Annotated in this window: 15 protein-coding genes; 10 read left to right on the forward strand and 5 right to left on the reverse strand. The window is 65.2% G+C overall.

Annotated features, from left to right (window positions below; translation table 11 throughout):
• Nucleotides 1-111 precede the first annotated feature (111 nt).
• Complete coding sequence (locus KGQ19_RS19185; RefSeq protein ID WP_212010569.1) at nucleotides 112-1,194, forward strand: RNA ligase (ATP); 1,083 nt, start codon at nucleotides 112-114, stop codon at nucleotides 1,192-1,194.
• Entirely contained in the window at nucleotides 1,187-1,354 is a 168-nt protein-coding gene (locus KGQ19_RS19190; protein ID WP_212010570.1) for a hypothetical protein, read from the forward strand. The genes KGQ19_RS19185 and KGQ19_RS19190 overlap by 8 nt, the downstream gene beginning before the upstream one ends.
• A 275-nt stretch (nucleotides 1,355-1,629) precedes the next feature.
• Here the strand turns inward: KGQ19_RS19190 and KGQ19_RS19195 are convergent, their stop codons facing one another.
• Complete coding sequence (locus KGQ19_RS19195; RefSeq protein WP_212010571.1) at nucleotides 1,630-2,088, reverse strand: PIN domain-containing protein; 459 nt, start codon at nucleotides 2,086-2,088, stop codon at nucleotides 1,630-1,632.
• Nucleotides 2,089-2,139: 51 nt separating this feature from the next.
• Here KGQ19_RS19195 and KGQ19_RS19200 point away from each other — a divergent pair, with 51 nt between their 5' ends.
• Nucleotides 2,140-2,793 carry a hypothetical protein gene (locus KGQ19_RS19200; RefSeq protein WP_212010572.1) on the forward strand — a complete coding sequence of 218 codons (654 nt, stop codon included), beginning with the start codon at nucleotides 2,140-2,142 and terminating at the stop codon, nucleotides 2,791-2,793.
• Between the two features lie 200 nt (nucleotides 2,794-2,993).
• On the opposite strand, the gene KGQ19_RS51945 is transcribed toward KGQ19_RS19200, so the two are convergent.
• Entirely contained in the window at nucleotides 2,994-4,268 is a 1,275-nt protein-coding gene (locus tag KGQ19_RS51945; RefSeq protein WP_212010573.1) for a tyrosine-type recombinase/integrase, read from the reverse strand.
• 306 nt (nucleotides 4,269-4,574) lie between these two features.
• Between KGQ19_RS51945 and KGQ19_RS19210 the strand changes: the two genes are divergently transcribed.
• The 3 genes from KGQ19_RS19210 (at nucleotide 4,575) to KGQ19_RS19220 (ending at nucleotide 7,420) form a co-directional block, all read left to right on the forward strand.
• A complete protein-coding gene (locus KGQ19_RS19210; protein ID WP_212010574.1) occupies nucleotides 4,575-4,841 on the forward strand; it encodes a helix-turn-helix domain-containing protein in 267 nt (88 codons plus the stop codon).
• 229 nt (nucleotides 4,842-5,070) lie between these two features.
• A complete protein-coding gene (locus KGQ19_RS19215; RefSeq protein ID WP_212010575.1) occupies nucleotides 5,071-5,256 on the forward strand; it encodes a sigma-70 family RNA polymerase sigma factor in 186 nt (61 codons plus the stop codon).
• Between the two features lie 106 nt (nucleotides 5,257-5,362).
• Nucleotides 5,363-7,420, forward strand: coding sequence for a DUF7380 domain-containing protein (locus KGQ19_RS19220; RefSeq protein ID WP_212010576.1), 2,058 nt, complete (start codon nucleotides 5,363-5,365; stop codon nucleotides 7,418-7,420).
• A gap of 689 nt (nucleotides 7,421-8,109) precedes the next feature.
• Here the strand turns inward: KGQ19_RS19220 and KGQ19_RS19225 are convergent.
• The 3 genes from KGQ19_RS19225 to KGQ19_RS19235 all read right to left on the reverse strand — a co-directional run bounded on the left by KGQ19_RS19225 (nucleotide 8,110) and on the right by KGQ19_RS19235 (nucleotide 14,787).
• Nucleotides 8,110-11,592 carry a YhaN family protein gene (locus KGQ19_RS19225; protein ID WP_212010577.1) on the reverse strand — a complete coding sequence of 1,161 codons (3,483 nt, stop codon included), beginning with the start codon at nucleotides 11,590-11,592 and terminating at the stop codon, nucleotides 8,110-8,112.
• Nucleotides 11,589-12,839 (reverse strand): metallophosphoesterase family protein, encoded by a 1,251-nt coding sequence (locus KGQ19_RS19230; RefSeq protein WP_230418931.1) that lies wholly within the window; start codon nucleotides 12,837-12,839, stop codon nucleotides 11,589-11,591. Before KGQ19_RS19230 ends, KGQ19_RS19225 begins: the two co-directional genes overlap by 4 nt.
• 490 nt (nucleotides 12,840-13,329) lie before the next feature.
• Nucleotides 13,330-14,787, reverse strand: a complete 1,458-nt coding sequence (locus KGQ19_RS19235) for a hypothetical protein (RefSeq protein ID WP_212010578.1) — start codon at nucleotides 14,785-14,787, stop codon at nucleotides 13,330-13,332.
• 1,062 nt (nucleotides 14,788-15,849) lie between these two features.
• Between KGQ19_RS19235 and KGQ19_RS19240 the strand changes: the two genes are divergently transcribed.
• The 4 genes from KGQ19_RS19240 to KGQ19_RS19255 are packed head-to-tail and all read left to right on the forward strand — an operon-like array spanning nucleotide 15,850 to nucleotide 24,327.
• Nucleotides 15,850-17,436, forward strand: coding sequence for a TIGR02677 family protein (locus KGQ19_RS19240; RefSeq protein WP_212010579.1), 1,587 nt, complete (start codon nucleotides 15,850-15,852; stop codon nucleotides 17,434-17,436).
• Nucleotides 17,436-18,836, forward strand: coding sequence for a DUF2398 family protein (locus KGQ19_RS19245; RefSeq protein WP_212010580.1), 1,401 nt, complete (start codon nucleotides 17,436-17,438; stop codon nucleotides 18,834-18,836). Before KGQ19_RS19240 ends, KGQ19_RS19245 begins: the two co-directional genes overlap by 1 nt.
• Complete coding sequence (locus KGQ19_RS19250; protein ID WP_212010581.1) at nucleotides 18,833-23,086, forward strand: TIGR02680 family protein; 4,254 nt, start codon at nucleotides 18,833-18,835, stop codon at nucleotides 23,084-23,086. Before KGQ19_RS19245 ends, KGQ19_RS19250 begins: the two co-directional genes overlap by 4 nt.
• A complete protein-coding gene (locus KGQ19_RS19255; RefSeq protein WP_212010582.1) occupies nucleotides 23,083-24,327 on the forward strand; it encodes a TIGR02679 family protein in 1,245 nt (414 codons plus the stop codon). The genes KGQ19_RS19250 and KGQ19_RS19255 overlap by 4 nt, the downstream gene beginning before the upstream one ends.
• The last annotated feature ends 581 nt before the right edge of the window (nucleotides 24,328-24,908 follow it).

Raw genomic sequence — 24,908 nt, forward strand, 5'->3', positions numbered from 1 at the left:
CGCAAAGGCTGCCTGATACGGCACTGGAAAAGCAGTACACGCAGCCACTCCCCGTCCCCTACGGTCGTCGAGTCCGACTCCGGGCACTGATTCCCACGAGACGAGAAGGCCATGTCCGCCCTGCGTGTCACCGCCGAACCCCTGACCATCCATGTCCACCCCAACGCCGATGCGCTGGAGCTGGCGCAGGTCGGCCTGTATCGGGCCGTCGTGGGCAAGGGCGCGTTCCGCTCCGGTGACTACGCGATATACATCCCCGAGCAGGCCGTGGTTCCCGCTGACCTGATCGAGGAGTTGGGGCTCAGCGGGCGGTTGGCCGGGTCTGGCAAGGACCGGGTGCGCGCGATCCGGCTGCGTGGCGAGTTGTCGCAGGGCATCGTGTGCCGGCCGAAGGCGCTGGACGGGGTCGATCTGGCCGCCGCGCATGCTGCCGGGGAGGATTTCGCCGAGGTGCTGGGCGTTGTGAAGTGGGTGCCGCCGGTGCCGGTCAGTATGTCAGGGGACGTGGTCTCCGCTGCCGATCTGCTGCCTTGGACTGACATCGAGAACATCGCGCGCTATCCCAGCATCTTCGAGCCCGGCGAGCCGGTGTCCGCCACCGAGAAGGTGCACGGGACCTGCTGCCTGCTGACCTATCTGGCCGAGACCGGCGAGCCGCTGGTGTCGTCCAAGGGCTTCGGGGCGAAGTACCTGGCTCTGGTCGAGACCGACAAGAACCTGTACTGGCGCGCCATGCGAGCGCACCGGGTCCCGGAGGCCGCCACGAAGATCGCCGAGATGTATGGCGCGCGGCGGGTCGGCGTCTACGGCGAGGTCTACGGGAAGGGCGTCCAGGACCTGGCCTACGGTGCCAGCGCGCAGGAGGTCCCAGGCTTCGCCGCCTTCGACGTCTGCGTGGATGTCGACGGCGTCGTCCGCTGGCTGGGCGCGCCGGAGTGGGCGAAGGCGCTGGCCGAGACCGGATTCGGCGTCCCGCAGGTGCCGGTCCTGTATGAGGGCCCCTACGATGAGGCGCTGTTGCTGGCGCTGGCCTCCGGACAGGAGACCGTCAGCGGCACGGGCGCGCACATCCGGGAGGGCATCGTGGTGCGCTCGCAGCGGGAGCACGGGAATGACGTGGTGGGGAGCCGGACGATCGGCAAGATCGTGTCGGCGGAGTACGTGACGCGAAGCGGGGGGACCGAATATGAGTGAGCAGACGACTGTGGGGCAGCGCCCCCTGCTGGCCGACGTCCTGGATCCGGAGGAGCTGGCGCGCGAGATCGCGGCGGAGAAGGTCGCGCGCCGCACGCACCCGACCCTGCCGCTGTCGATCTACTCCTACAGCCGCGCCTGCCAGTACGAGCAGGACTAATTATCGAATCCAGTCGAGCAGGAAGTCGGCGGATTGGGTATGCGGACGTCGGTCGGTTCTGGGCATTCCGTCGGACAGCCATCGCGATGCGACTTCCGGGCCTCGCTGGCGGTGCAAGGTGAAGAACATGCCTTGCCCCCCGGCGCGGCCCGGAAGGGACAAGTCTGCCTGTCCGACAGAATGCCCAGAACCTCAGCCCGCACCATGTGGCGGTAGCCACAGGGCAGGGCATCGGCAGGTCTAGACGCGCGCTGAACACGCCGCTCCAGACAGCCTCAGGGTTGCTGGTAGCCCAAATCAGTAAGCAAGGTATCGGTGGTGATGACCTCGATCCCTCGATCTCGAGCACGGTTGGTCAGGCGGCGTTCATTCGTGACAAGTGCACACTTTTCGAACTCGGCCGTTACGGCGATCAAGGCGTCACGAGTGTGATCGATGTTGCCGGACCTGAGTGCTTCGGTACCGTCTGCATCTTCACCGAGGCGAGAGAAGTTAAGCCGTGAGAAGTCGAGGACCGTTGCGCCCGTTGGGACGAGTGTGCCCAGGTCGCACAGAATCAGTATCAAGAAGCTGCGCCGTTCCAAATCCGGGATGGCAGCAAGCTCGTCGATGTTGACGTGCGTGATCAGTAGTTCAAGATCGCCGCTGTCAATCGCTGCTCGCACCAGCTCGTAAGCTCCGGGGCGGTCCGCGATGGGGTCGATTGCGTTGGAATCGAGCACGAGGCGTCGCATCCTGTGGATGCTACTCCTGATTCTGATCTGTATTGGTGGGATACTGGGGCAGTGACAAAATTCGAGCGCGGTCAGAACCTTGTCGGAGTTCAGTACTACCTCGACAGCAACGTCCTCATCGACTTCCTAGACAATACTCAGACCCCGTCGGACATCACCAACCTCCTGAGGTTCTGGACCGAAGGCTGGATTGGGTTAGCCCGTACTGACGTTGTGGACACCGAGCGCACCGATGGCCAAGATGACCAGACTGTCGCGAAACGCCTGGCTGAGACGGCTGACTTCCCAGAGACGTACGGACCCGCAGTATGGGGCCACTCGCGGTGGGACCGCAGCTATTACGAGACCGGGGAAGACGAGAAGCGACTTCAGGTCGTATTCGCGACGTTGTTTCCGAGTAAGGACCGAAATGCGGCAACTAAGAACGATTTGCGGGACGCAATGCATGTCTCCACGGCGATCCGCTATGCGGGCTACGCCTTCGTCACCAGTGATGTAAAGCTTGTCAAGAAGGGCTCCGCCATCCAGAACTTGTCAGGCTCAGGTGGAATGCGAATCTGGACGCCAACTCAAGCCCTCAGCGAAACCCGGAGCCGGGTCGCCGCGATGCGGAAGCTGCACAGCCTCCAGCCTGAACGCGGTCCGCTTCCCGACTGGCCAGCAGAGGCTGATGCCGGCGAGGGAGCGAACGGCAGCGCTGAGTAAACGGATCGAAGCACGGATCTGCACGTCGCACACGGGCCGTCTGTGGGCCGTGAAAGATCGACCGACGGCTACCGCTGACGACAAGTGAGGACGACATCAGGGCAGCCCAAAGCTGCAAACTCGAACGTTCATGCAGGTGGCGAAACAGTGTTCAATCCGACCAGTACTAATTGTCGAACTGAACTGGCGTCGGCACCTTGTCATCCCACGGTGTGCTTGACTCCAGTTCGTTCGAAGGCTCGTTCAAGTGTCCCAGCCACAGCACCGACGTATCTGTCCGCTGTGATGCGGATGGTGGAGTGACCGGCGAGCTTGGAAACGTCAGTGAGATCGAGCTTCCATTCGACGAGCGCGGTGGTGCAGAAGACGTGCCGCAGTGTGTGCCAAGTCCAACGACTGCCTGACTCGGGAGTGCGCCATCCCGCCGCCGCAAAGGCTGGCTCTGCGATGGACGAGTAGAAGCTGCAGGCGTACATGTACTTGCCGCCTCTGGCGGGGAAAAGTAGCGCGTTGGGGTTGGAACCGGCGTCCCGTTCAGCTCTCGCCTCGCCGATGCGACGGGTGAGCATTTCGGCGAGCCGGTACCCGTCCGGCGCGACCTCGGGGAACAGGGTCGTGCGGACGATGCCGTTCTTCGGCAGTTCGACGGTCTGCTTGCCATTGACTTCGATGACCTTCCGCAGGACCGCGATCGTGCGTCTTGTCGAATCCACATCGTCGGCCGAAAGCGCGAGCATTTCTCCGCGCCGGATACCTGAGTAGGCCGCGACGTACGGCATCAACTCACGCCACCAGCGGCATAGCCTCTTTTGCTGTGTGGCCCAGGCGAGTGCCGACACATCCCGATGGCGCGGTAGCGAGGCCATGTCGATGAAGTCGGTGCTCTCTCCGCAAATCCGCGCTTTCAGGGTCGGGCGAGGGCGATCGCCGGCCTGCCAGTGGACGACGGCCGGCAATGGCTCAGTGAGGAAACCCATGCTGCCGCCGATCTTGATCAATCCTGAGATGAACGTCCGCAGCCGGGCGCCTGATGTGGCAGTATTTGCGCGGTTGACGATCTGCTGCATATGCCACGTTTCGATGGCTCGGCACGGTACATCTCCGATCACCTCGAGTGCCTTCCTGCCGAATCGTTCCTGATCTGCTCGATAGGAGCTTGACCACTGCCTGTCAGCCGGTAGCCGGTCTGGAGAAAGGTAGTAAGCGATGAGGTCGGCGCCTGATGCTGTCTCGAAGCGGTTGAGGTCGGGGAGGCCTGCGAGCCGGCGCTTGACTGGATCGAGCTTGCGTGCCAGGCCGTCCTCGTCCGCGGCCTGACGGTACTTACGCTTACCGTCGCGATCGTAGAAAGCGGCGCGCCACGGGTCGCCAGGCTGTGCTGGGGGATAGACAGTGATGCCATCGAGGGTCTTAATGATCCCGCTGACGCTTCGGATGCCGCTCACTGTGCGCCTCCCGCCGACGATGTCGAGCACCTCTGGACGTGTGGGAGCGCGCCGACGAACCGGGGTAACCGCTTGAGCTTCGTCAGGACCTGCTGCGGAGTATTCACGTAGGGGACGGTCCACAGACACCTGCAGTCCCGCAACGGGCACATGGTCTGACGAACGGCGGTCGCGCTGAGACTGTCGCGGCAGCCAAAGCGGTTGCAGCGTGGTGTCCATGTCCCGGAAGCCTTTCGGTCGTGCATTCGCATCTAAACCGCGACGTGGGAGCCGCGTCGGATCGATTATGCACAACTGTTCATGGTTCGCTGATCTTCGCGCCGATTCAGTCGAGTCGTGTCATCTGCCGGCGAACCACCCGACCCGCGACTGCTGGCGCTCGGCCTGCGCATCCGGAAGCTTCGCGACGCACGGCAGTTGAGTTTGGAGGAGCTCGCCCACCTCAGCGACCTGAGTTTTCGTGGACTGATCTATATCGAGCACGGACGTCGTAATCCGGGCGTGCTGACGCTCCTAAAGATCGCCGACGGGTTAGGTGTGTTACCCCAGGGCCTGTTCGACGATGAAGCTCGCGAATGCCAGAACGAGGACGGGTCCTCCTAGCGGATCGTCGGTCTCCCCAATGAGGGCGTTTCGCAGTCCCGTGCTTCCTGGCAGTCCGTATCTGCGCACGGGAGGGGTATCTGACATGACCGCCATCACCACCGCTATGAATACCGCCGTGCTGGACGGTGCGCCCGTGGCTGTTTAGGTACCCACCGCGTCGCGATCGGAGCGGTCCGGGCCCGCTAGGCACGCCCGGCCGAGGTGATCGTCGAGGACATCTCCCGCCTTGGCCGACGCGGTCGGCGACCTCGAGGAGGTCGCGAAGGTGCGCGACGTGCGGGTGGTGCTATGGCGGTTCAGCCCCGACCACCGGGCGACGCTGTTCGAGATGTACTACCCCGACATCACAGCGCGGCAGGCCGCCGCCGTGCTCGGGGGTCCGAGGGGACGGTCGAGTCTCGCGCGCATTTAGGTGTTTGCACGCCCTTTGGGATGCGGAACCATTGCTGAGGGCACAGGCTTCGGCGGCGGCCTGATAAAAGGCATCGCCGGCGCCGGACGGCAAGCTACGATTGGCTATGGACGAAAGCTCCGAGGAATTCACTTACGCTGAGCCCGCCAGCATCACAGACAGATCCTTTGAGTCGTACGTCCACGACCGACAGAATGTCGAAACACTGGCTTTGGTGCTTGACGGCGCGCATGCGACGAGCTCTCTGCGATGGAACGTCGTCGATGATATTCGGCGAGAGGCGTCAGGCGCTGGTCTGGATCCGGAAGGCCCGGAGATCAGAGAGCTGGTACTCGCGACCGCTTACGGTCTTCGGTTGTCGGCCAGGGGCGAGCCGTCGGGCTGTGCTCTGGGCCCGCTGTCGGGATCGGGCGCGAACGCCTACCCGCCGGCCGTGCCGGACGTGGACGATGAGGTCGTCTCGCTCTGGCGTGACCTTGCCGACAAGGTGCAGCATCCGGGCGCCAAGGCCCGTCTCAACGACCTGCTGTTCCTGAGACGCGACGGCAACCCGTACATTCGGGCCACGGCAGCGATCGACGCGTACATGGCTGATGTCGATGTCACCGCCGAAGCGGATCTGACCCAAGCACAGGGTCTCGTGCGCGCCTGGGACCTTACTCGCAGCGTCGGTGACCTGGCTCGCGAGGTCACGGTGCGGGGCGCGATGCTGAGCGCGGCTGAGAACACCATGAAGGGTGAGTCGAAGTGGCCCGGTGTCGTGCTGCCGCTTCTGGGAGCCTTATCCACCAAGCCGAAGGAATCCAAGAAGGCCTCGCGCGGTGGCCCGGCCCGTGCAGGATATGACGCACGTGTCGACGCCTTGTTGGAGGAGGCGTGGCGGACTTATGACGAGGGCTGGCTTCGGTCTGAACTTGCCGACTACTTGCGTAGGCGTGTCCAGACGCCGGATGAGAACCAGGCCGTCAATCGGCGTGAGGCTCAGGCGTATATCGATGAAGCAATGTCCCGTCCAGTCCTTGTCCGGCTTTCTATCCTTGAGTCTGCGGTGCAGGTCGCGCGCGACTACGGGCTGACAGACTTGGTCGAACGTGCGACCGCTCTCATGCAGGCGATCCCCAAGGCTGAGCTGGGTCTCGTGGTTATGTCCACGTCCGTATCGATCCCTCCTGGCTACATCGAGCGGTGGCTTGCGCCTTTCACCACCTACTCGGATTGGCGCTTCGGGCTCGAGTACTTCCTGAGGACGGACTGTCCTTCCGGTGATCTCGCGACCTTGAGGAGTCAAACCGAGCAATCCGCCAAGACCACCGACTTTCTCTTGGCGATCTCCAGCATGAAGTTGAACGCCGATGGCCTTCCCCGATGGACTTCGACGCCGGATGAGGGAGGATACGCGGATCGGCTTGCCGAGACGGCGAAGCACTATGCGACGAATCGCGGCCGGCTTCTCGCAATGGGCCTGGCTCGCATGGCGGATCGATACGGGGTGCCGAGCGAGTCGGAACTCATGGTGGCGCTTTCGCGTCGCGGCGCGGCTGATCCGACGATGGCGGCAAGCGTGGCGAGGGCATTTATCCATTTCTGGAACGAAGATTACGAAGCCTGCGTTCATATCGCGGCGGCAAGATTCGAATCCGCGGCACGGCTTCTACTCCGAGAGCTCGACGAAGGCATCTATCGAACGCAGGCTGCGGACACGCCGGGCGGATACCCGGGACTGTACGTTCTCCTGAAGAAGCTGGACGAGCTGGCCCTCGACGAGTCGTGGGCCTACTTCCTCCGCTGGTTGTTGGCCGCGCCCGAAGGCCCGAACCTTCGGAACGAGATCGCTCACGGGTTCGTGACCAGGATCGGTCCCGGGTACGCGGCGCTGATCCTTCGTGCATTGACTCTATTGTCCACGGTTGTCGCGCCACAGCCGCAGGAATGGGCGGAGGAAAAGGACGGTATTCATCCGCTGGTGACGAGCATCGCCGACCCGATGGCACCGCGAAGCCGCGAGGACTTGCTCAAACTGCTCGGTAGGCCGGTGCCGGACCCGGCGGTCTGGCCGACGCGACCAGGCGTTGTAGGGCGCCTCGCCCGAGGAGGCGCGACGGCGACTCGCGTGGCAGCCGTGGCTCTGGCGGCGCTCTCCCGTCGGCTGGAGGGTGGAGGCTGAGCGCTTCTGGGACATTGATCCCTGATCCGTGCAGGTGCGGTACCGGGCGACCGAAGCGGTCCGGTACCGCGCGTAGGTCAGGCCTCGCCCACCGAGACCCTGTAGACGTAGTCTCACGTAAGCTCCAGCGCCTGGCTCGCGGCCGACAGAGAGTTCTCGGCATGGAATGTCTGCCGGCGCCGCCTGGGTCTCTGCCTGGCCCACCAGCGCGGGCGTTCTCGATCGGTCCCTGGACGTAGGGGAGAAGGGGTGCAGGAGGGATCCTGAATCTCGGTCTGGGCGGTGGCCAACTCGTCAGTCCAGGGTCGGCCCTTGTCAGGAGGTAGCTTGCCGGGCTGAGGTCGCCCTAGGCTCGTTCAACACGCCGAGGAACATGGGCTCGCCGTTCGGTCCGCTGTACGTAAGGCATTGCGGAACAGCGGGAATGCTCGACGGGGTTCGACTGCCTCAAGGGGCACGCTCCAGAGAAGTGGTGGCAGGATTGGTCTCCGCGGGAGAAGCCAGATTAGCGCGAGCGCGAACACGCCGCCGAAGTCAAAATGCTCTCCCAAAGAGGTGCGACGCTTAGAACGGCTGCTCGCCGAGTGTGATGAAGCTCCCCTCGCGAAGTGAAAACTGCTTATCCAGCTACGGATTAGGGCACGCTCTGCCCCCTGTTCAGGGTGTGTGAGAAATTCTGAGCTTCGCTCTCAGCGTTCGGAAGCCGGGACGAGGTCGTGGACATGAATCCGCCCTGCTGCCAGCGCGTCCTGTGCGATCCGGCCGATGTGTTCATGATGGGTGAACACGATCACCTGGAACCGGTCCGCCATCTCATCGAGCAGGCTCAGACCGGCGCCAGTGCGTCCATCGTCGAATGTCATCAACACGTCGTCCAGCAGTAGCGGCATGGCGCGGCCTTCGTCGGCGTAGCGGTCGAGTGACGCTAGGCGCAGCGCCAAGTAGAGCTGGTCGCGCGTGCCCTCGCTCATGTCCTCCACGTCTACGAGCGGTCCGGACCCGCGACGGGCTCGTAGCACGGCTTTGCCGTCGGCGTCAGTGTCGTCGACGAGTTCGGGATACTCGCCGTGGGTGATCCGGGTGAAGATGTGCTGGGCTTTGCGCAGGACGGGGGCCTGATTCTCTTGGCGGTAGGTCTCGATGCTTTTTAGGAGGATCTGCTCGGCGAGGCGCAGTCGCAGGTAGTCGTGGGCGTGGTGCACGATGCCAGCGCGTTGCTCTTCCACGGCGTCTGCTGCGATCGCCGCGGCGTCGGAGCCGTTCATCTGCTCCAACGTGTTCTTACAACGCGCGAGTCCGGCGGCCCTGGTGCCGAGATCGCCCTCCAGCTGAAGGATCCGCGCATCGAGATCGGCGATGAGAGCCGTGAGCTCGTCGGGATCGTGGTCTGCTACTTCCTGCTCGAGTTGAGCGATGCCGACGCCAGCCCCAGCGAGGGAGTTCTCAACGGCTTTAAGCTGCTTATCAAGCCCCCGTATCGCGTCAGTGCGTTCGATCGCTTCCACCAGCTCATGCTCATAGTGCATCAAGCCCTCAGCGAGCATCACGGCGACGCTCTTGTCCGCCTCGGCGCGGTTGTTCCGGGCGCTTTCCAGTTTGCCGCGCAGCGTGGCGAGCCGATCCGTCAGCCGGGTGATCTCATCCTGCGACGCGCTCTGGCGGTCGAGGTATTCCTTGAGGCTGCGCACCACGGCGTATCGGCGGTCTGGTGTGGTGAGGGGCGGCCGCCCGGCGTCTGCGAGGGCTTGGTCAAGTCTTGAGGTGAATGTAGAGACCTGGTTGTCGGCTTCGTCGGCCTGCTCCTGGAAGCGGAGTGCGTCTGCGTGGAGGCGAGCTATCTCGTCGAGCTCGCTCAGAGACTCGGCCACCTGGGCGGGGGTGCCGGTGAGCTGGTTGTCGGCGAGCTGCCGCTTCCACTTCTCGTCCCAGTCCGCGAGTTCGGTTTCCAGCCCCGTGACCTCTGATTGCGCGTCGGTGAGTTCGTTGCGGAGGTTCTCTGCAGCTGCGGTGATCCTGGCCCGCTTCTTTGCCGTCTCGGCGAGTGTTGTGTGAAAGGCGCTGGTTGCTTCGATCAGTTCGTTGAGGGACGCTGGCTCCGGAGGGGCAGAGTAGCCAGCATCTGCAAGCGCCTCACGCAAGCGCGTCGCATGGGCGTTGGCGGCGGCACGATCAGAGTCGAGGGTTAGAAGCAGGGCGTCGCGTTCATCGGTCTGCTCGCGTAGTGTCTGTAAGGCTGTGAGCAGGTCGGTAGCTGCTTCGACTGCGGGAACGGGTAGACCGCTGGGGGTCCAGAGTTCTGTCCATCGCGTTTCAAGGGCTTGTCTGTCCTCGACCGTGACCTTGTGTTCTTCCTGCGCCTCGGAGAGCAGGCGTTCGGTCTTTTCGACCGCCTCTTCGAGCTGCGAGCGCTCGGCCATCCGCTGAGCGTCGCGGCGCATCCGGTCGACGGTCTCATCACTGGCGGCCACAGCCGTCTCGTATTCGCTGACTGGCAGCGGAGCAGTACTCGCCGAGTGAGGATCGACGAGCCCGGAGTGTAGTTGTCCCCAAAGCTCCTGCCTGTGTGCACGACTGGCTGCGAGATCTGTCTCGCTTGGAGGCGGATCCTGGCGTAGGAAGTTTTCTAGATCGCGGCGGTGCCCGGCGAGCTCGGTCGTGCGAAGCGCTACTCGCTCTCCACAGCGGGCCACAGCCTTGTCGGTGTCGTCGATGCGCTTCCTGTACGCTGCGATCTCCTCGGCGCCGGGTACCGTCAGATCGCCGACATCCTCGGGTAGTGCGAAGCGCGCATAGCGCTTGCGTGCCTTCGCAAGTTTCGCCTGTGCGACCGTGTACTGCTTCTCCAGGGCCAGGATCTGACTCGACAAAGATGAGGGTACGGCCTTGACGACGGCCGCCAGCGGCGCATGATCGACCGGTTCGGTGTCCGCCGGAAGCTTTGCCAACTCCGCGTCCAGGGCACGGTTCCTGCTCTTCACCTGCTTGCGCGCAGCACCCAGTTCGGTAGCCAGAACTGTCTGCTCGTTGATCATCTCGCCCACCCGCGCACGCAAGGTCGGCGCTACTGTCTCGACCTCTGGAGCCCTGCTGGCGTCAGGCCGCAGCCGTGCAAGCCTCGATGATGCCTGGCCGCGCAGTTCGTCGGCTGAACGTGCTGCCTTCAGCCCTGCCTTCTCCGCCTTCTCGACTCCATTGGCATCTGCATGAAGCACCGTAATCGTTTCGGCCACTGCCAGCACTGCGAGGTCCGGATTGTGTTCGCGGAGTTCGTCCTCGACCTCCCGAACATCGTCTACGAAGCCTCGGAGAATGGTCTCGGCCTCTCTCCGCTCCGAGCGCAACGTGTCGTACCGATAGCCGACGTCTCCTGCGACCAGGGGTCCCGCAGCCAGCAGCTGAGCCCGCTCCTCCAGCAACTGCCTACGCTGCTCCATCCCCGCGTAAGCCTGTTTGATGCGGGTCAGCCGCGACTGTTCGGCACGGGCCCGCTTCAGATCCTCGCTGATCCCCTCGTACTGCTTCGTCGCATCATCGACGGCGCGTTCTGACTCCCGGTAGGTTTCAGGCCGCAGGATCTGTTCGTCCAGCTCCCGGCGCGCTTGCGACAGGGACCCCTCCGGGCCGATGGCGGCGTTGAGGACGGGAATCCTGCCACGCGGTACGTATAGCTGGCTGTGCTCCTCCCTCAGACGAGCCAGCAACGTCGTTAGCTGAGCGCTCGACCGGCTCTCGAACAACGCCTTGGCCAGATCGCCCTTGCCCGCCAGCAACGCGGCTCCGCCGGCGCGCAGCTCCTCGTGGTCGATCGCGAACACATCGGTGAAGTCGTCCTTCGTCACACCGGCCAGGATCGACTGAAGTTCCCGGGGATCGAGGACCTTGTCGCCGACAGTACGCAGAGGATCCTTGATCTTCTTCAGGCGCACGATCTCGAGCTCGCTGCCGTCACTTGCGCGGAGCAAGGCGCCGATCCGCAGATCCTGCATTCCGTGCAGATAGCCGTAGGTCGTGCGAGCCGGTATGCCGTACAGGAGATCGGTGACGGCGTTGCGCATCGTCGACTTGCCGGCCTCGTTCGGGCCGACGACCAGGTGTACTCCGGGAGCGGAGAAATCGAGAACGTGGTCGGTGAACCGTCCGTACTTCACCAGATCCAATCGGTCCAGCCTCATCGGGCGCCCTCCTGCAGCATCGAGACCAGCAGATCCGATGCTTCGCTGAGCAGCTGTGCGCACCACTCGGCGCTACTGCTGTTCAGCCTGTCCTCGCCGCGCACATCACCGCTGAGCTTGCTCCACAGAGGGTCCTTCTCGACGAACCTGCGTACCGCGTCCTCGTCGGTGCCGAGCTCCTTCGCGGTGCGCAGCAGCCCTGCGATCATGTCGGTGATGTCATTTGCACCGTCACCGGTCCCCACATCCAGCGGGCTCGTTCCAGGGCCGACCTTCTCGACCCACACCTCGCCGAGGTCCACCGCGATGGAGCGGACTTCGACCGTCAGACGCTCGCGCTCTCGCCACAGCTCGGCGTGCGCAGCCGAACGACCGGTCACAGTCACCCGTGCCGCCACCAGCCGACCGTCACTCTGATCGCGCTCCGCGGCGAGTTGCGTGCGGACGAGCTCACACACGTCGTCGAGGTCATCGGCGGACGCGGCGTCGACGCGGAGATGAGCCCACCGCACCACGTCGAGGTCACGGTGCTCCACGGCTACCGAGCCCTTGTCGGTCACGGTGACCAGGGTGCAGCCCTTCGGGCCGGTCTCGCGGATGCTGCGTCCCTGGATGTTGCCGGGGAACACGATATGCGGCTCCTCGGAGACCACCTCGCGAGTGTGGACGTGCCCGAGGGCCCAGTATCCATAGCCGCGAGACACGAGCTCTTCGACACTGCACGGCGCGTATTTGGTGTGGCCGGCCCGGCCAGTGAGAGCTGTGTGCAGTAGACCTACGTTGAACATGCCGGGCGCTGCCTGGGGATAGTCGGCGGCGAGGTTCTCCATCACGTCACGGCGCGCGTAGCCCTGCCCGTGCACGATAAGCCCCACATGGGGATCTTCAATGCTCTGACTCTGATGGGTATCGAACTTGCGTACGTTATTCGGGAGGCGAAGGTTCTTGGTGATCTGGCTTTGGGCGTCGTGGTTACCGGAGACCAAATAGACCCGGATCCCTGCATCCCCAAGTATTCCTAGCTGGCGTTGAAAGAACAATCCCGTGTCATAGCCGCGCCAGTCGCCGTCGTACACGTCGCCCGCGAGCAGCACCGCGTCCACTTGCTCGTCCAGGGTGAGTGCGACCAGGTTCTCTGTCGCCCGGCGCGTGGCCGCGCGGATCATGTCAACTGGCGCGTCCGGATACTTCTCCAGGCCATGCAACGGGCTGTCTATATGCAGGTCTGCGGCGTGGAGAAGTTTCAACGGTGGGACCCCCAAGCGGTTCAGTGCGCTGCTTCAGTGGAAAAGAGGTCTCACCATAGCTGAACGCTGAAACGCACCGCAGGGAAACGAGCGATTGAACCTGCGATCGCGAATCGCGTTCTATATCCATCAACTGAACACATATCCCCGATCGAGGTCTACCGCTCGTTGGAAACCGGCTCGAGGTCAGGCCAGGAACTCGATCTTGGGGAAGGCGGGGGACGGCTGTTCGAGCAGGTGGTTGTCACACTCGCGGATGCGGTCGAAGGGCGCTTTACGCAGGTCCGCACGGGGAGCATCGACCGGATTGGGTCAATCGTGCCGATCGGCTGCTCCACCGTACTCGGCGGGAAGCCGATCACGCTGCCGGCCTCGTCGGATCCGGGCCCTGAGACGAAACCTTTTCAGGCGAACACATCGAACTCGCCGTTCTCCACGCCGATGAGGAACGCGGAACGTTCGGCGCGAGCGTGACGGCGTGGCAGTGGGATCACGGACTATATGGTGTCCAGCCCTTCAGATGGGGTTCAAGATCCTTCGGACTGGGCTCGGGGATGTCCGGCATGCGCAATAGCCCGGCCAGCGGGTCCAGCTCGCCGGCGTAGACTGCGACCCACGCCAACCACTCCTCGGCCGCGACGCGATCGGACCCGAATGACATGTTCGTCACGACGTCCTGTGCATGGCTGAGGAATTCTCGAATCTCCTGCGCCTTCCGCCAGTTGGCGATCTGCTGGTGGAGAGCCTTGACCTTGTATGACTCCTGGTAGGCAACTCGTGCCTGGGACATTGCGGCTTCCCATCGCCGACGCTTGAGAGCGGCGGCCTCCTCATCGGCTTTCCGCTTCGCCTCAGCTGCTGTCGATCGAAGCCTTATCTCCTGCAGGATCTGCGGCAGAGCGTCTTCGAGTACCGCCGCCTTGTTGTCCGACCACTCCGTTCCCCAGTGCGACTGCCCGCCGGTCAGGCGGATCGACAGACGCGTAGACGGCACGTGGTCGTAGCGGGGAATTCTCCTTCCCCAGCCCTTTGCGGCGTCCGCTAGTTCGCGAGCGGTGGGATCATGCTCGACCCGATCATTCTGCTGGGAGATGGCGACGCCGATGGCGACTTCAGGCGTCTGAACCGTGAACTGGTCGATGAGCTGGAGGCGACCCTGTTTGTAACGCGGTTTGTCGTCGGGGGCGAGTCTCGCCTTGTAGCCGTGAGGTTCAGACTCCGCAACGAGAGCCTGCAGCAAGCGCAGTGCCCGGGAGAGGACTGGCTTGGTTAGCGGCAACGTCCGCTTCCCGTCGCGGAAGGCCGCCACGACGGGATGGGGATTCGTTAGACGCTCCGGAACCACGATCGGCGCGAGGACTTCGGTGCGCCACGCGGGGATGTCTTTCAGGGTGATCTCGGTGTCGCCTCCGACCATGATCCAGTCGTGGGAAATGTATTTGCCGTCGGGAAGTAGTTTGGACCGGGCTGCAGACGCGATGCGGGCAGACCAGCTGGGGGCGCCCGGTCCGTATTCCTGGCGGACCACAATGCGACCGCCGGCCGCGAGGAGTTCGGTGATCAGGAGGTCTCCCTGGTTCGGCGGCGGAGCCGGCCGGACCTTCGGTTTGGCGGGCGACGAGTGGACCAGAGCCGTTGTCTCAACCGGAGCATCCAGGCGCTGATTCGGTGCCGGCTTCTCCCCGGGCTGCGCTGCGGTAGTGGTCTTGCGAACTCCCGTTGCTGCCGGAGCTGGTGGATAGTCTCCGTGTTCCAGGTAGTGTCGGCCGTCGTCGGTAAGTTCTGCGGTCCAGATGCCCTGCCGTCGGGACACCTTCGCCAGGCTGCGACTCTGCAGCGCCTGCGCACTCAGTTTGTAGCCGGCGCCGGGCTGCTCCCCGTCGGGGCAGCCCTGGCCGATCCATCGCAGGATCTTCGATTGCTGGTCGTTGAGCCGCTTGCGCGTCACCGGGCATCCCTTTCCTCAGCTGACGTGCCGGAGCACGAACTGCGCAGTCACTTCAGGGGCAGAGTTCCCGGCAGCTGGCATATACCGCTTAACCTGGGCACCAGGGGGTTGTGCTTCTGGATTCGCACGAGTTGTGCGAGGACTTCGGCCATCGGCAGGCCGGACGCGATTACCGCGGGCGACTGGGGCTTGGACCTTGTGGGTGGCGATGGTGCGGAGGGTGTGAAACTGGACCGCTTCCACAGCTACCCGTCCAATTCGAAGACCGACCGGTCGCTGCCGGTCGCGGAGTGTGACAACCCTTGACCTGTGTCCCAGCCTGGTTGAGAGATCAGGGCCGCATCCGGCGTCCAGGCCACCGATCACTCGAAAGAGCGAACCGGCAGGACTCGAACGATCCCATGACGAGTGCCTATTGATTGTGCGATGACGTCTCATGCTTTTCCCTAACGTCAGCTTGATCGTTCTGAGTCGAGGATTTTCGCGTAGTCACACCGCCGTCGGTAGATCTTCATCTCGCTGCTGTCGGCGGGTACAAAGATGTGTGAAGCGTCGTCTGGGCGAGCCTGTGGCTGGCGGGCAAACTGGGCAGGCCGTTGCGGGGTCCACGTGTCCTGCGGCGTCGCCAATCCGGTGCTGATGCTGGAGTTCGGCCCCGAGCTGCTGCCCTCCGACGGCTGCGTGCTCCTGGCGGATGGAAACTGGATGCCACATACGTCGCGGTATTGGCCGGCCATGCCTACACCCGGATCACGATGGGGCACTACGGTCCTTCCCCGGGCGGCACATACTGCTATTGCGGGATGCTCTTCGGCTGCCTCAGAGGAAAGCGATGGCGCTGACCGCGTGGCGAGGCCGCGCGAGCTGTGGCGGTGGATGAACACACCAAAGCCTGATGGTCCCATACACTGTGTAGTCGTATCCGGCCGCTCCGTGCCAGGTGAAGTTTATGATCGTGACTTCGTGCCGGTATGGTCGCCACCACGGAAATGGCCGGTATCGTTCCCCGACGGGCGTGATATGAGGTTGATGCCGTTGGAGGGTCGCGGGAGGTGAGCGGAAATGGCTGAGAACGGGCTCGCCGACGGTGCGGAGGCCGGTGCCGACCTTGATCTGGACGGCCTGGAGACCGCGACCCGGTTGCGGCTGTTCGGCTTCGTGCGGCGTGACGACCAGCTGTTGTATCTGTGGGTGCTCCGGGCGATGGACCGGTTGCGGTTCGCGCACGTCTCGCAGGCGCACACCGATGACGTCGCGACGGCGCTCGCCGAGTTGGCTTCCCAGCACCAGGACGCGCCCGCCGAGGCCGAGAACCTGCGTCAGCGCCTGGACAATCTGGCCGAGGACGGTGTGTTGCACCGGCTGGAGGATCCGGCGCGGGCCGGGAAGCTGTCGGCCTACCGGAATCGCCAGTCGGTGTACCAGTTCAGCGAGCTGGGGTATTTGGCGTTTCGCGCGGTCAGCGGTGTGTTGGCTGCACGTATCGAGGACGCGAATCTGTCCCGGCTGGTGTTCTCCGACATTCTGCGTGATTTCGAGGGGCTGGCTCGAGCCAACCGGGATGCCGATGCCGATGAGATCGTGCGGCGTCTGACGAGCCTGGACCGGGTCGTGGAGGACATGGCGCAGCGCACTGCGCGTTTCCATCTGACCTTGGGCGATATCACTCGCACCACCGACACCTCTCCTGAGGTGTTCCTGCGGCACAAGGACGCGTTGCTGAGCCACTTGCACAATTTTGTCGTCGAGCTGGAGCGGTACCTGCCCCGCCTCACATCGGCGGTCGCGGCGGTGGAGCAGACCGGCGTGGCAACGCTGCTCGACCGTGCGGCCATGGCCGATGAGCGTCCGTTGCTGGGGCATGACCGAATCCGTGAGGACTGGGCGCGGCGCTGGGCCGCGCTTCGAGCCTGGTTCGCGATTCCGGACGCGGGACAGTCTGCGGCCGATGCTGTGGTGGCGGCACCGCCTCGGGCCGTCGAGGTCCGCGACACCGCTCGCATGGCGGTCTCTGCGGTGATCGCCTTGCTGCGGCAGATAACCGATGCACAGCGCAGCGGTGTAAACCGCAGCACACAGCTCAAGCACCTGGCCGCATGGGTGGTGGACACGGCAGATGAGGAAGCGGCGCACGCTCTGATGTCGGCGGCGTTCAACCTCCGCTCGGCGCGGCATTTCGGCACGGTGCATGAGGACGAGGAGCTGATCTCTTCTCGCAGCACGTGGTGGGACGCTCCAGGGGTCGAGGTCTCGATGACCTTGTTCGCCAAGGGCAAGGCTCCCACACCGGGCGTTCCCAAACCGGTCGTCGACAAGCGCGGCAGCCGGCAGCACCTGCGCTCCCAGCAGGCCGCCGCGCGCGCCGCCGAGCGTGATTCGGCGGCGCGGTTGCTGGGTGCTGGGGTCCATGGCCGCGTTCTGGACGCAGCCGAGCTGCGAGTGCTCCTCAAGCTGCTGACCCGGGCCTTGGAATCCCGTTCGATGGTGGCCGGCCGCGTCACAGCGTCGGGAAGTAACGATGTGTTGACCATGCGGCTCGTGCCATCACCCGGCGGCAGTGCGGTTCAGACCGAACACGGTGTGCTTCACCTGCCGGGCTACGCACTCGAACTCGCCCCACTGCGCCGACGCGCTAAAGCAGGGCTCTGATGGCCGAGCCCATGGCCGCCGAGACGGTGGCCCCCAGCGATCTGGAGTCGTACCAGCACGCCGTACGCCTGGTCCTCACCAACGATGTGATCACCGCGTCGCGGCCGACGGCCGCCGCGTTGAAGTCGGTGCTGGCCTGGGCTGACCGCATGGCCAAGGACTTCCAGGAGCTGCTGGGCTACCGGCTGGAGGCGACCGCGCACCATGTCCGCCTGATCCGGCGACTGGACCTGCTGGACGGCACACAGCACAGTCTGTTCGCGGCCAAGAGCGGGCGGTCATTCGATCGCCGCCGCCTGGCCTATCTGTGCCTGGTGCTTGCTGCCTTCCACCGTTCCCGCACTGAGATCGACCTGGTGGATCTCGTGACCGTACTGGGGCCGAGCGCGAATGCCATTGACGGGCTCGGGTTCGAGGCCACCGTCACCGAACACAAGCGCGCGGTGGTGGATGTCGTGGACTGGCTGGTGGAGCGCGGCGCGCTGCGCCTGTCGGACGGGGACGCGGAAAGCTGGGCCAAGGACTCCGAGCACGGCGATGCGCTGTATGACATCGATCACGACATCTGCACCACGCTGTTCCGCCCGCTGCGCCCGCTGCAGTTCGTCGACAGCGCCCGCGGCCTGCTGGACGTGGAGCAGACCGAAGCCGCCCGCAGGTCCGTGCAGCGGGAAGCCGCAGCCCGTCGCGCCCGGCGGCTTCTGGTGGAGCACCCCGTCGTCTATTTCGGGCAGGTCGACGAAGCGACGGGTGCCGCTCTGCGCTCGGCCGAACTGGCCGAGAACCTGGCACGGATGACCGGGCTGAGTGTGGAGCGCAGGGCTGAGGGCGTCGCGTTGGTGGACGGCTCCGGCCGGTTCACCGACCGCAGGTTCCCGGGCCGCGGCGGTGCGGTCGCCAGAGCGGCGGGGCTGATCCTGGCCAAGATCGCAGACCTGCTGGAGGATCCGGACAGCGGGCCAGGAGTGCGCCGGATGACCGTCCCGACCGCCGCCGAGGTCCTCGACGATCTGATCGCCCGGATCGACGCGGGTCGGCACACGACGGATTCGCTGCCGGTGTCGGCTTCGGCCGCGGTATCCGGTGGCGAGCGCACACCGGCCTGGGAGGCGCCGTTCGTCGAGACCGCGGTGCTGGAGTCCATGATGCGCGAGCTGTACGAGGAGTTCGGCGCCGGATCCTTCACCGAGCAGTGGAAGTACGACACGTCCGGTTTGTTGGCCGAAGCCGTTGTCCTGCTGACCGATCTGGGGCTGGTACACCGGGTGCCCGGAGGCGTCCTGGTGTTGCCGGCCGCCGCGCGCTACCGGAACATCAAAGCCGCGGTGCCGCGGCGCGACTGGCGTGACGACCAGCTCGCGCTGGACCTATCGGACCTGTTGACGGAAGGACAGATGTGAGCAGGTTCAAGCCGACCAGGGCCGGGATCGTCAACCTGTGGGACTACATCGACGAGGAGTTCGTCTTCGCCGACGGCCGCCTGGCGCTGCGCGGGCACAACGGCTCGGGCAAGACCAAGGCTCTGGAGGTACTGTTCCCGTTCGTCTTGGACGGCTCACTGAGCGCGCGCCGTCTGGACCCGTTCAGCGGCGAGAACCGCACCATGAAATCCAACCTCCTGTATCGCGGCCAGGACGCCGCCTACGGCTACGTGTGGATGGAGTTCGCGCACGACGGCGAACCGGTCGAGGTCGTCACGCTGATCATCGGGTTGAGTGGGCACAAACACCGGGAACAGGTCACGCCCGCATACTACGTGACCGGTAAGCGGATCGGGGTCGACATCGGGCTGCTGTCGGCCGATTCGCGTCCGCTGACCGCCAACCAGCTGTCCGCCAAGCTGGATGTGTCGGAGTGCTTCAAGGACCGGCGCGGCGACTACCGGGACGCGGTGGACGCCAGGCTTTTCGGGCTCGGGACCGACCGCTACATCCAACTGCTGGATCTGCTGCTATCTCTGCGCCGTCCGCTGCTGGCCAAAGACCTGGACCCGGTGAAGGTCTCCAACACCTTGTCCGCCGGGCTCAGCCCCGTGGACGAGGAACTGGTCGAGCAGGCTGCCCGGGACTTCGACAACCTGGCGGCGGTCAAGCGCCGTTTCGACGACCTGAGCACCGCTTCCGGAGCCGTCGAGGCGTTTCTGGCCCAGTACACCGCCTATGTCAGGGCCCATACCAAGTCACAGCTCGACCGCTTCGACCATTTGATCGGTGACGCGGCCGGGCACGCCGGCGCCGTGCGGGATGCCGCCGCCGAAGTCGACCGCGCTACCAGGTCCGAGGCGCGGGCGGAGCAGACCCGCGCTCGTTGCGACCGACGCCGCCGCGAACTGGATGCTGAGCGTGGTGCGCTGGTCAACAGCCAGGCATACAAGGACCACGAACGGCTCGAGCAGGAACGTGAGAAGGTCGAGAAGGCCAGCAGACAGCTCGACAAGGACCGCGCACAGCTGGCCAAGGATCGGCGGAATATCAACGATCTGATCGGTGAGGCCGACGGGTTGCAGGACCGGGCCGGACAGCTGGACCGGGCCGGCGAGCAGCACCGCCGTGCCATCCTCGCAGCGGCCGACGCCGCGGCCCTGGAATGGGATCCGGCTGTCCTGGAGGCTCAGGACCACGATCGGGATACGGTGGTCACCGCTCTGGTCGCGTCCCGGCGCGACGACATCGAGCACGTGCGGACCGAACTGGGACGAGTTGATGAGGCCGAGAAGGAACGGTCCCGTGCTGACAAAGACCTGGGCAAGGCGCGCGAAAAAGCAGAGCGTCTGGGCGCGGTGGTCACCGAGACGGCTGGTCGGCTGACCACCGCCCGCGCCGCACTGTCGGGGGCGTTGAACGCCTGGACACTGCGCTGGGCCGACGCCGACGTCCTTACTGACGGGCTGCCGGAAGCACTGCATGCGGCGGCGGCCCGGATCGGCGAACCTGACGCGGCGTCACTGGAGCAGACCTACACCGAGGCCACCGCCGGGCGTCGCGACGAGCTGATCACACGGCGCGAAAACTGCAAACGGAACGTGTCCGATCTCGAAACCGTGATCGAGGGACTCAAGTCCGAGCGCACGGCTGTCGCCGAGCAGCGCGATGAGGCACCGCCTGGCAACGACCTGCGTCCCGCCGACCGCGCCGATCGGCCCGGCGCGCCGCTGTGGCAACTGGTCCGCTTCGCCGACCACGTGCACCCCGAGCAGGCCGCCGCTATCGAAGGCGCACTGTATGGCTCCGGAGCCCTGACCGCCTGGCTGCACCCGGACGCGGACCTGACCCGGTCGGCCGTGGCAGCCGCCGAAGCCGATGGCTATCTGATCCCGCTGCCCCAAGATCATCGGCCGGCCGACGCGACCCTCGCCGACTTCCTCGAACCCGAGCACGAGCAGAACCTCGTCGCGCCGGAAACGATTCGGGCCATCCTGGCGTCGATCCAGGTCACCGATACTCCGCCGAAAGCAGGATTGGCAGCGGTCTGGATCACCACCTCGGCGCAATACGGCCATGGCGTCCAGACCGGTGCTCGGCCCAAGACCGAGCCGGAATTCATCGGAGCCACTGCCCGCGCAGCGCGCCGCCGTGCCCGCCTGGCCGAAATCGACGCGCGGATGGCCGAACTCGGTGCCACGCATGAAGGGCTGCAAGCCGTACTCGACAAGGTGCTGGAGGCGATCGAGAACATCGAGAACGCCGCCAAGCTGCCTCCCACCGGCGCGGTGCTGACCGCGGTCGGGGATCTAGCCACCGCCGCGGCGCTGCACCGTGATGCCGAGGGCGTATTACGCGACGCCAGCGCGGTACTGGACGTGGCCACCGCCGAGCTGTCCGCACGCCAACGCACACTCCGCCAGGTAGCTGGAACGCGGAACATGCCCCACACCACCGACGAGGTGGACGCAGTCGATCAGGCTGTCACCGACGTCCAGCTGACCATCGAAATGCTCGCGCGCGATCAGAGCGAGGCGCGACAGGTGAACACTGACCTGACGACTCGGCGGGCCCGCATCGTAGAACTCGAAGGAGACTACCTGGAAGCAGCCACAGAGCTGGCTGAGCAGGAAACCGAGTTCGAAGCGGCCAAGGCGGCATGGCAGACGGCCAAGGGCAGCATCGACAAGGAATACGAGGAGATCCTCGCGACCATCACCGGCCTCGATGCTGAACTCGGTACGGTCCGTACCGAGCTGGCCAGGGCCGAGAACCTGAAGAACACCGAACACGACAACCGTATCGGCGCCACCCGCGACCTGGACAACCGCCGCACGACCTTGCTGGCCGCGATGGAGGCGCTCAGTGAGGGAGCTGACGCCTTCGCGCCCTTCGCCCACCCAGACCTGCGCGACCTGCTCGGCGTTACCGAAAGCGCGCACTGGCCCTCGTCGGGCCGATGGATTCCCGCCGCCGAGGCGGCTGAACGGGTCGAAACATTGCTGGCCGACCCCGAGCCGGAGACGGACCCCGACACCGCGGTCCGCCGGATCATGCCGGCCGAATCCCAAACCCTGCTACACGCCTACCGCCAAGCCACCTCGGGCGGCCGCGCAGTCGTCCAAGCCACCCTGGACACCGCCGGCGACCGACTCACCAGCGCCTACCAGGAATTCGACAGGGTGCTGCGTGGCCTGGAGGACGGATACGAGGTGACCCTCGGCCTCGGCGTGCCGGCCATGGTCGACGTCACCGCCGATGACGGCCGCCAACCAGTCGCCCGCTTCGCCCAGCGCATCGCCGAGGAAGCCCAGACCCAGGGAGTGCTGCTGGAGGAGCGCGAGCACGAGGTACTGGAGGACACCCTGCTCACCGCGCTGGCCCAGCAGATCCACCACCGTGTGCTGGCCGCCAGGGACCTGGTCAAAGAGATGGACGCCGACACCCGCGCCAAGCCGATGTCCTCTGGGATGGCGATCGGCATCAGCTGGGTGCGCTCCGACAAGATCAGCGAACTGCAGAACGCTGTAGCCACCCAGCTCCAGCACAACACTGCCGCCCTCGGTGCCGACGGCCTGGCCCAGCTCCGCCAGCGGCTGCGTGAGATGATCCGTGACCACAAAGCTCGCAATCCGCGCGACACCTACCGCGAAACCCTCGCCACGGTCCTGGACTACCGCGACTGGTTCATGTTCGCCATCCAGCTCATCCACCCCGGCGGCCGCACCGAACAGCTCACCCGCAAACGCCACAGTTCCATGTCCGGTGGCGAGAAATCCGCCGCCATCCACCTACCGCTATTCGCCGCCGCCAACGCCATTTACTCTTCAGCTAAACCCACCTGCCCACGCATGGTCGCCCTCGATGAGGCGTTCGCCGGCATCGACGGCAACTTCATGCCCGACCTGCTGGGCCTGACTACCAAGTTCGACCTCGACTTGTTCATGACCGGCCACGAGCTGTGGATCACCACCCCGGCCGTGCCGATGATCGCCCACTACGACATGATGCACGACGAGCACAGCCAGACCGTGTCCTCGCTGTTGATTCTGTGGGACGGCGAGCAACTCATCGACGCCGGCGCCGGCTTCGGCGGCAACGACGATATCGCCGCCGAACTGCTCGGCTTCACCCCCTCCCGCCGCGAACCGATCACTGGGACCGACGACGGGCTGCTACCGCCGGCCTCCGAGGGCGACGGCGAGCCCGAAACCGGTGATGACCTGTGAGCGGACTGGAGGCGTTCCGCGGCCCGGAGTACCAGCGGCTGTTTGCCGCGGTACGCCGCTCGCTGGAGCGCACCGGGTCGGATCTGACCGGACAGGTCAGCGTCGGCTCACTCGACGAGGCCGAACGCAAAGCCCTGATCGGCTTGACCGGGCAATACCGCCCAGCGGGCGTCGCACGTATCACGGTGAGCCTGTCCCGTCTGGACGAGGTCGTCCATGCTGCGACCGGTCTGCCCCTGCCCGAGGCAGTGGCGGCCATCGTCGGCAAGCCCCTGCGTCACAAGCCAGACGAACGCGCACGCGACGAAACCGCCCGTGCCGCCGCACGCTCCCTGGCCGAGGCCAGCCCTCTCTACCCGGCCTGCTCGTGGTTTCAGCAGTGGCTCGACGCGCTCGCACCGGCGATCACCAAGATGGTGAACCAGGGCACCACCGCCCGCCTGGCAGCAGCGGTCCGAGTCCTCGAGGCCATCGAACAACGCCCCGAACAAAACCTCCCGCTCCTGCTGCCGGCACTCGCAGAACAAGCCACCGGCGACACCAAAGCGCTCGGGCGCGGCAAACCGACCGCGACCCTGGTGCTTCGCGCCTTGGCTCTGCGAACCGGAACGCCGATGCCCACCAGGGCGGAAGGTACTAGAGAGCTGTGGGACCGCTGCGGGGTGGTCGTCGACGATCTGGCCAGCCGCGTCCTCGTCCTCAACCTGCCCGCCACCGGCGACGGACTCGGTGAATGGCTCAGTGGTGCGGCTCGCTACGGCACCCCGTTCCAGATCACTCTTCATCAGCTCACGGTCCACCCGATGCGCGTGGCAGGCGCTGACGTGTTCGTCTGCGAGAACCCTGCGGTGCTACGCCAGGCCGCCGCCGAACTCGGACCGGACGCCCCACCAATGCTGTGCACCGAAGGCAGGCCCTCGGCGGCATTCCACCGCATGGCCCACCAGCTGACGGACGCCGGCGCCCGACTGCGCTATCACGGCGACTACGACTGGGACGGCATCGACATCGCCAACCAGATCATCACCCGACACCACGCCGAACCCTGGCACATGACCGAAGACCAGTACCGGAAACACGCTGACGTCACCGACGACGCCATCCGACTCCGGGGCAACCCGAAGCGGACACCGTGGGCGCCGGGTTTGGCCGATGCGATGGCGGAGCTCGGCGTGGCCGTCTATGAGGAGGCGGTGGCCGCGAGGCTGATCGAGGCCCTGAGACGGGCTGATCGCAAGTAGCGGCGGCCATCGCTCGCCAGCCGTGGGGCCGCTGTTCGGCGACGAGACTGCTTGGCCGGTCCTCTGAACGTCGGGTCTTATCGGGGACTGCGGCACAGTGAGAGCCGATGCCGAAGAAGGCTTGCTGCAGCGATTCAACCTGATCGCCTTCAGGTAATGTGCCGCAGCGGGTTCAGCCGCGACCTTCACCGCCGGCTCGGCCGCCACGAGGAACGTGATTCCATCCCGCCGCCGAGCGCCCCATCAAGCCGGTGCTGTGCAGGCTTCTGCCTCTACAGAAGTTGAGCACTCCCGGTCGCCTCGTCATAGACGTGGTAGGAATAGCGGCCGGATTCAAGGTGATCGGCGAAGCGCTCCAGGACCGCGAGCCAACTCGGGCGCGCACGGTTCCGGGTCCGGGATCGCAGCCCTGGTCGGAATACAGCAGTTGGCCCGGGACGCGTCCGGGATGGAGGTCGAGCACGACGTAGGTGCATGCAGTCGTCCCAGTCCGTGCCCGAGATGGTGACGCTGCGATGGATGAGACAGGACGCGGCGAAGTCCTCCGGCAGCCGGTAACCAAGTGTCGCCTCGGCGACCTG

The sequence above is a fragment of the Catenulispora pinistramenti genome (genome assembly GCF_018274385.1).
GTDB lineage: Bacteria > Actinomycetota > Actinomycetes > Streptomycetales > Catenulisporaceae > Catenulispora > Catenulispora pinistramenti.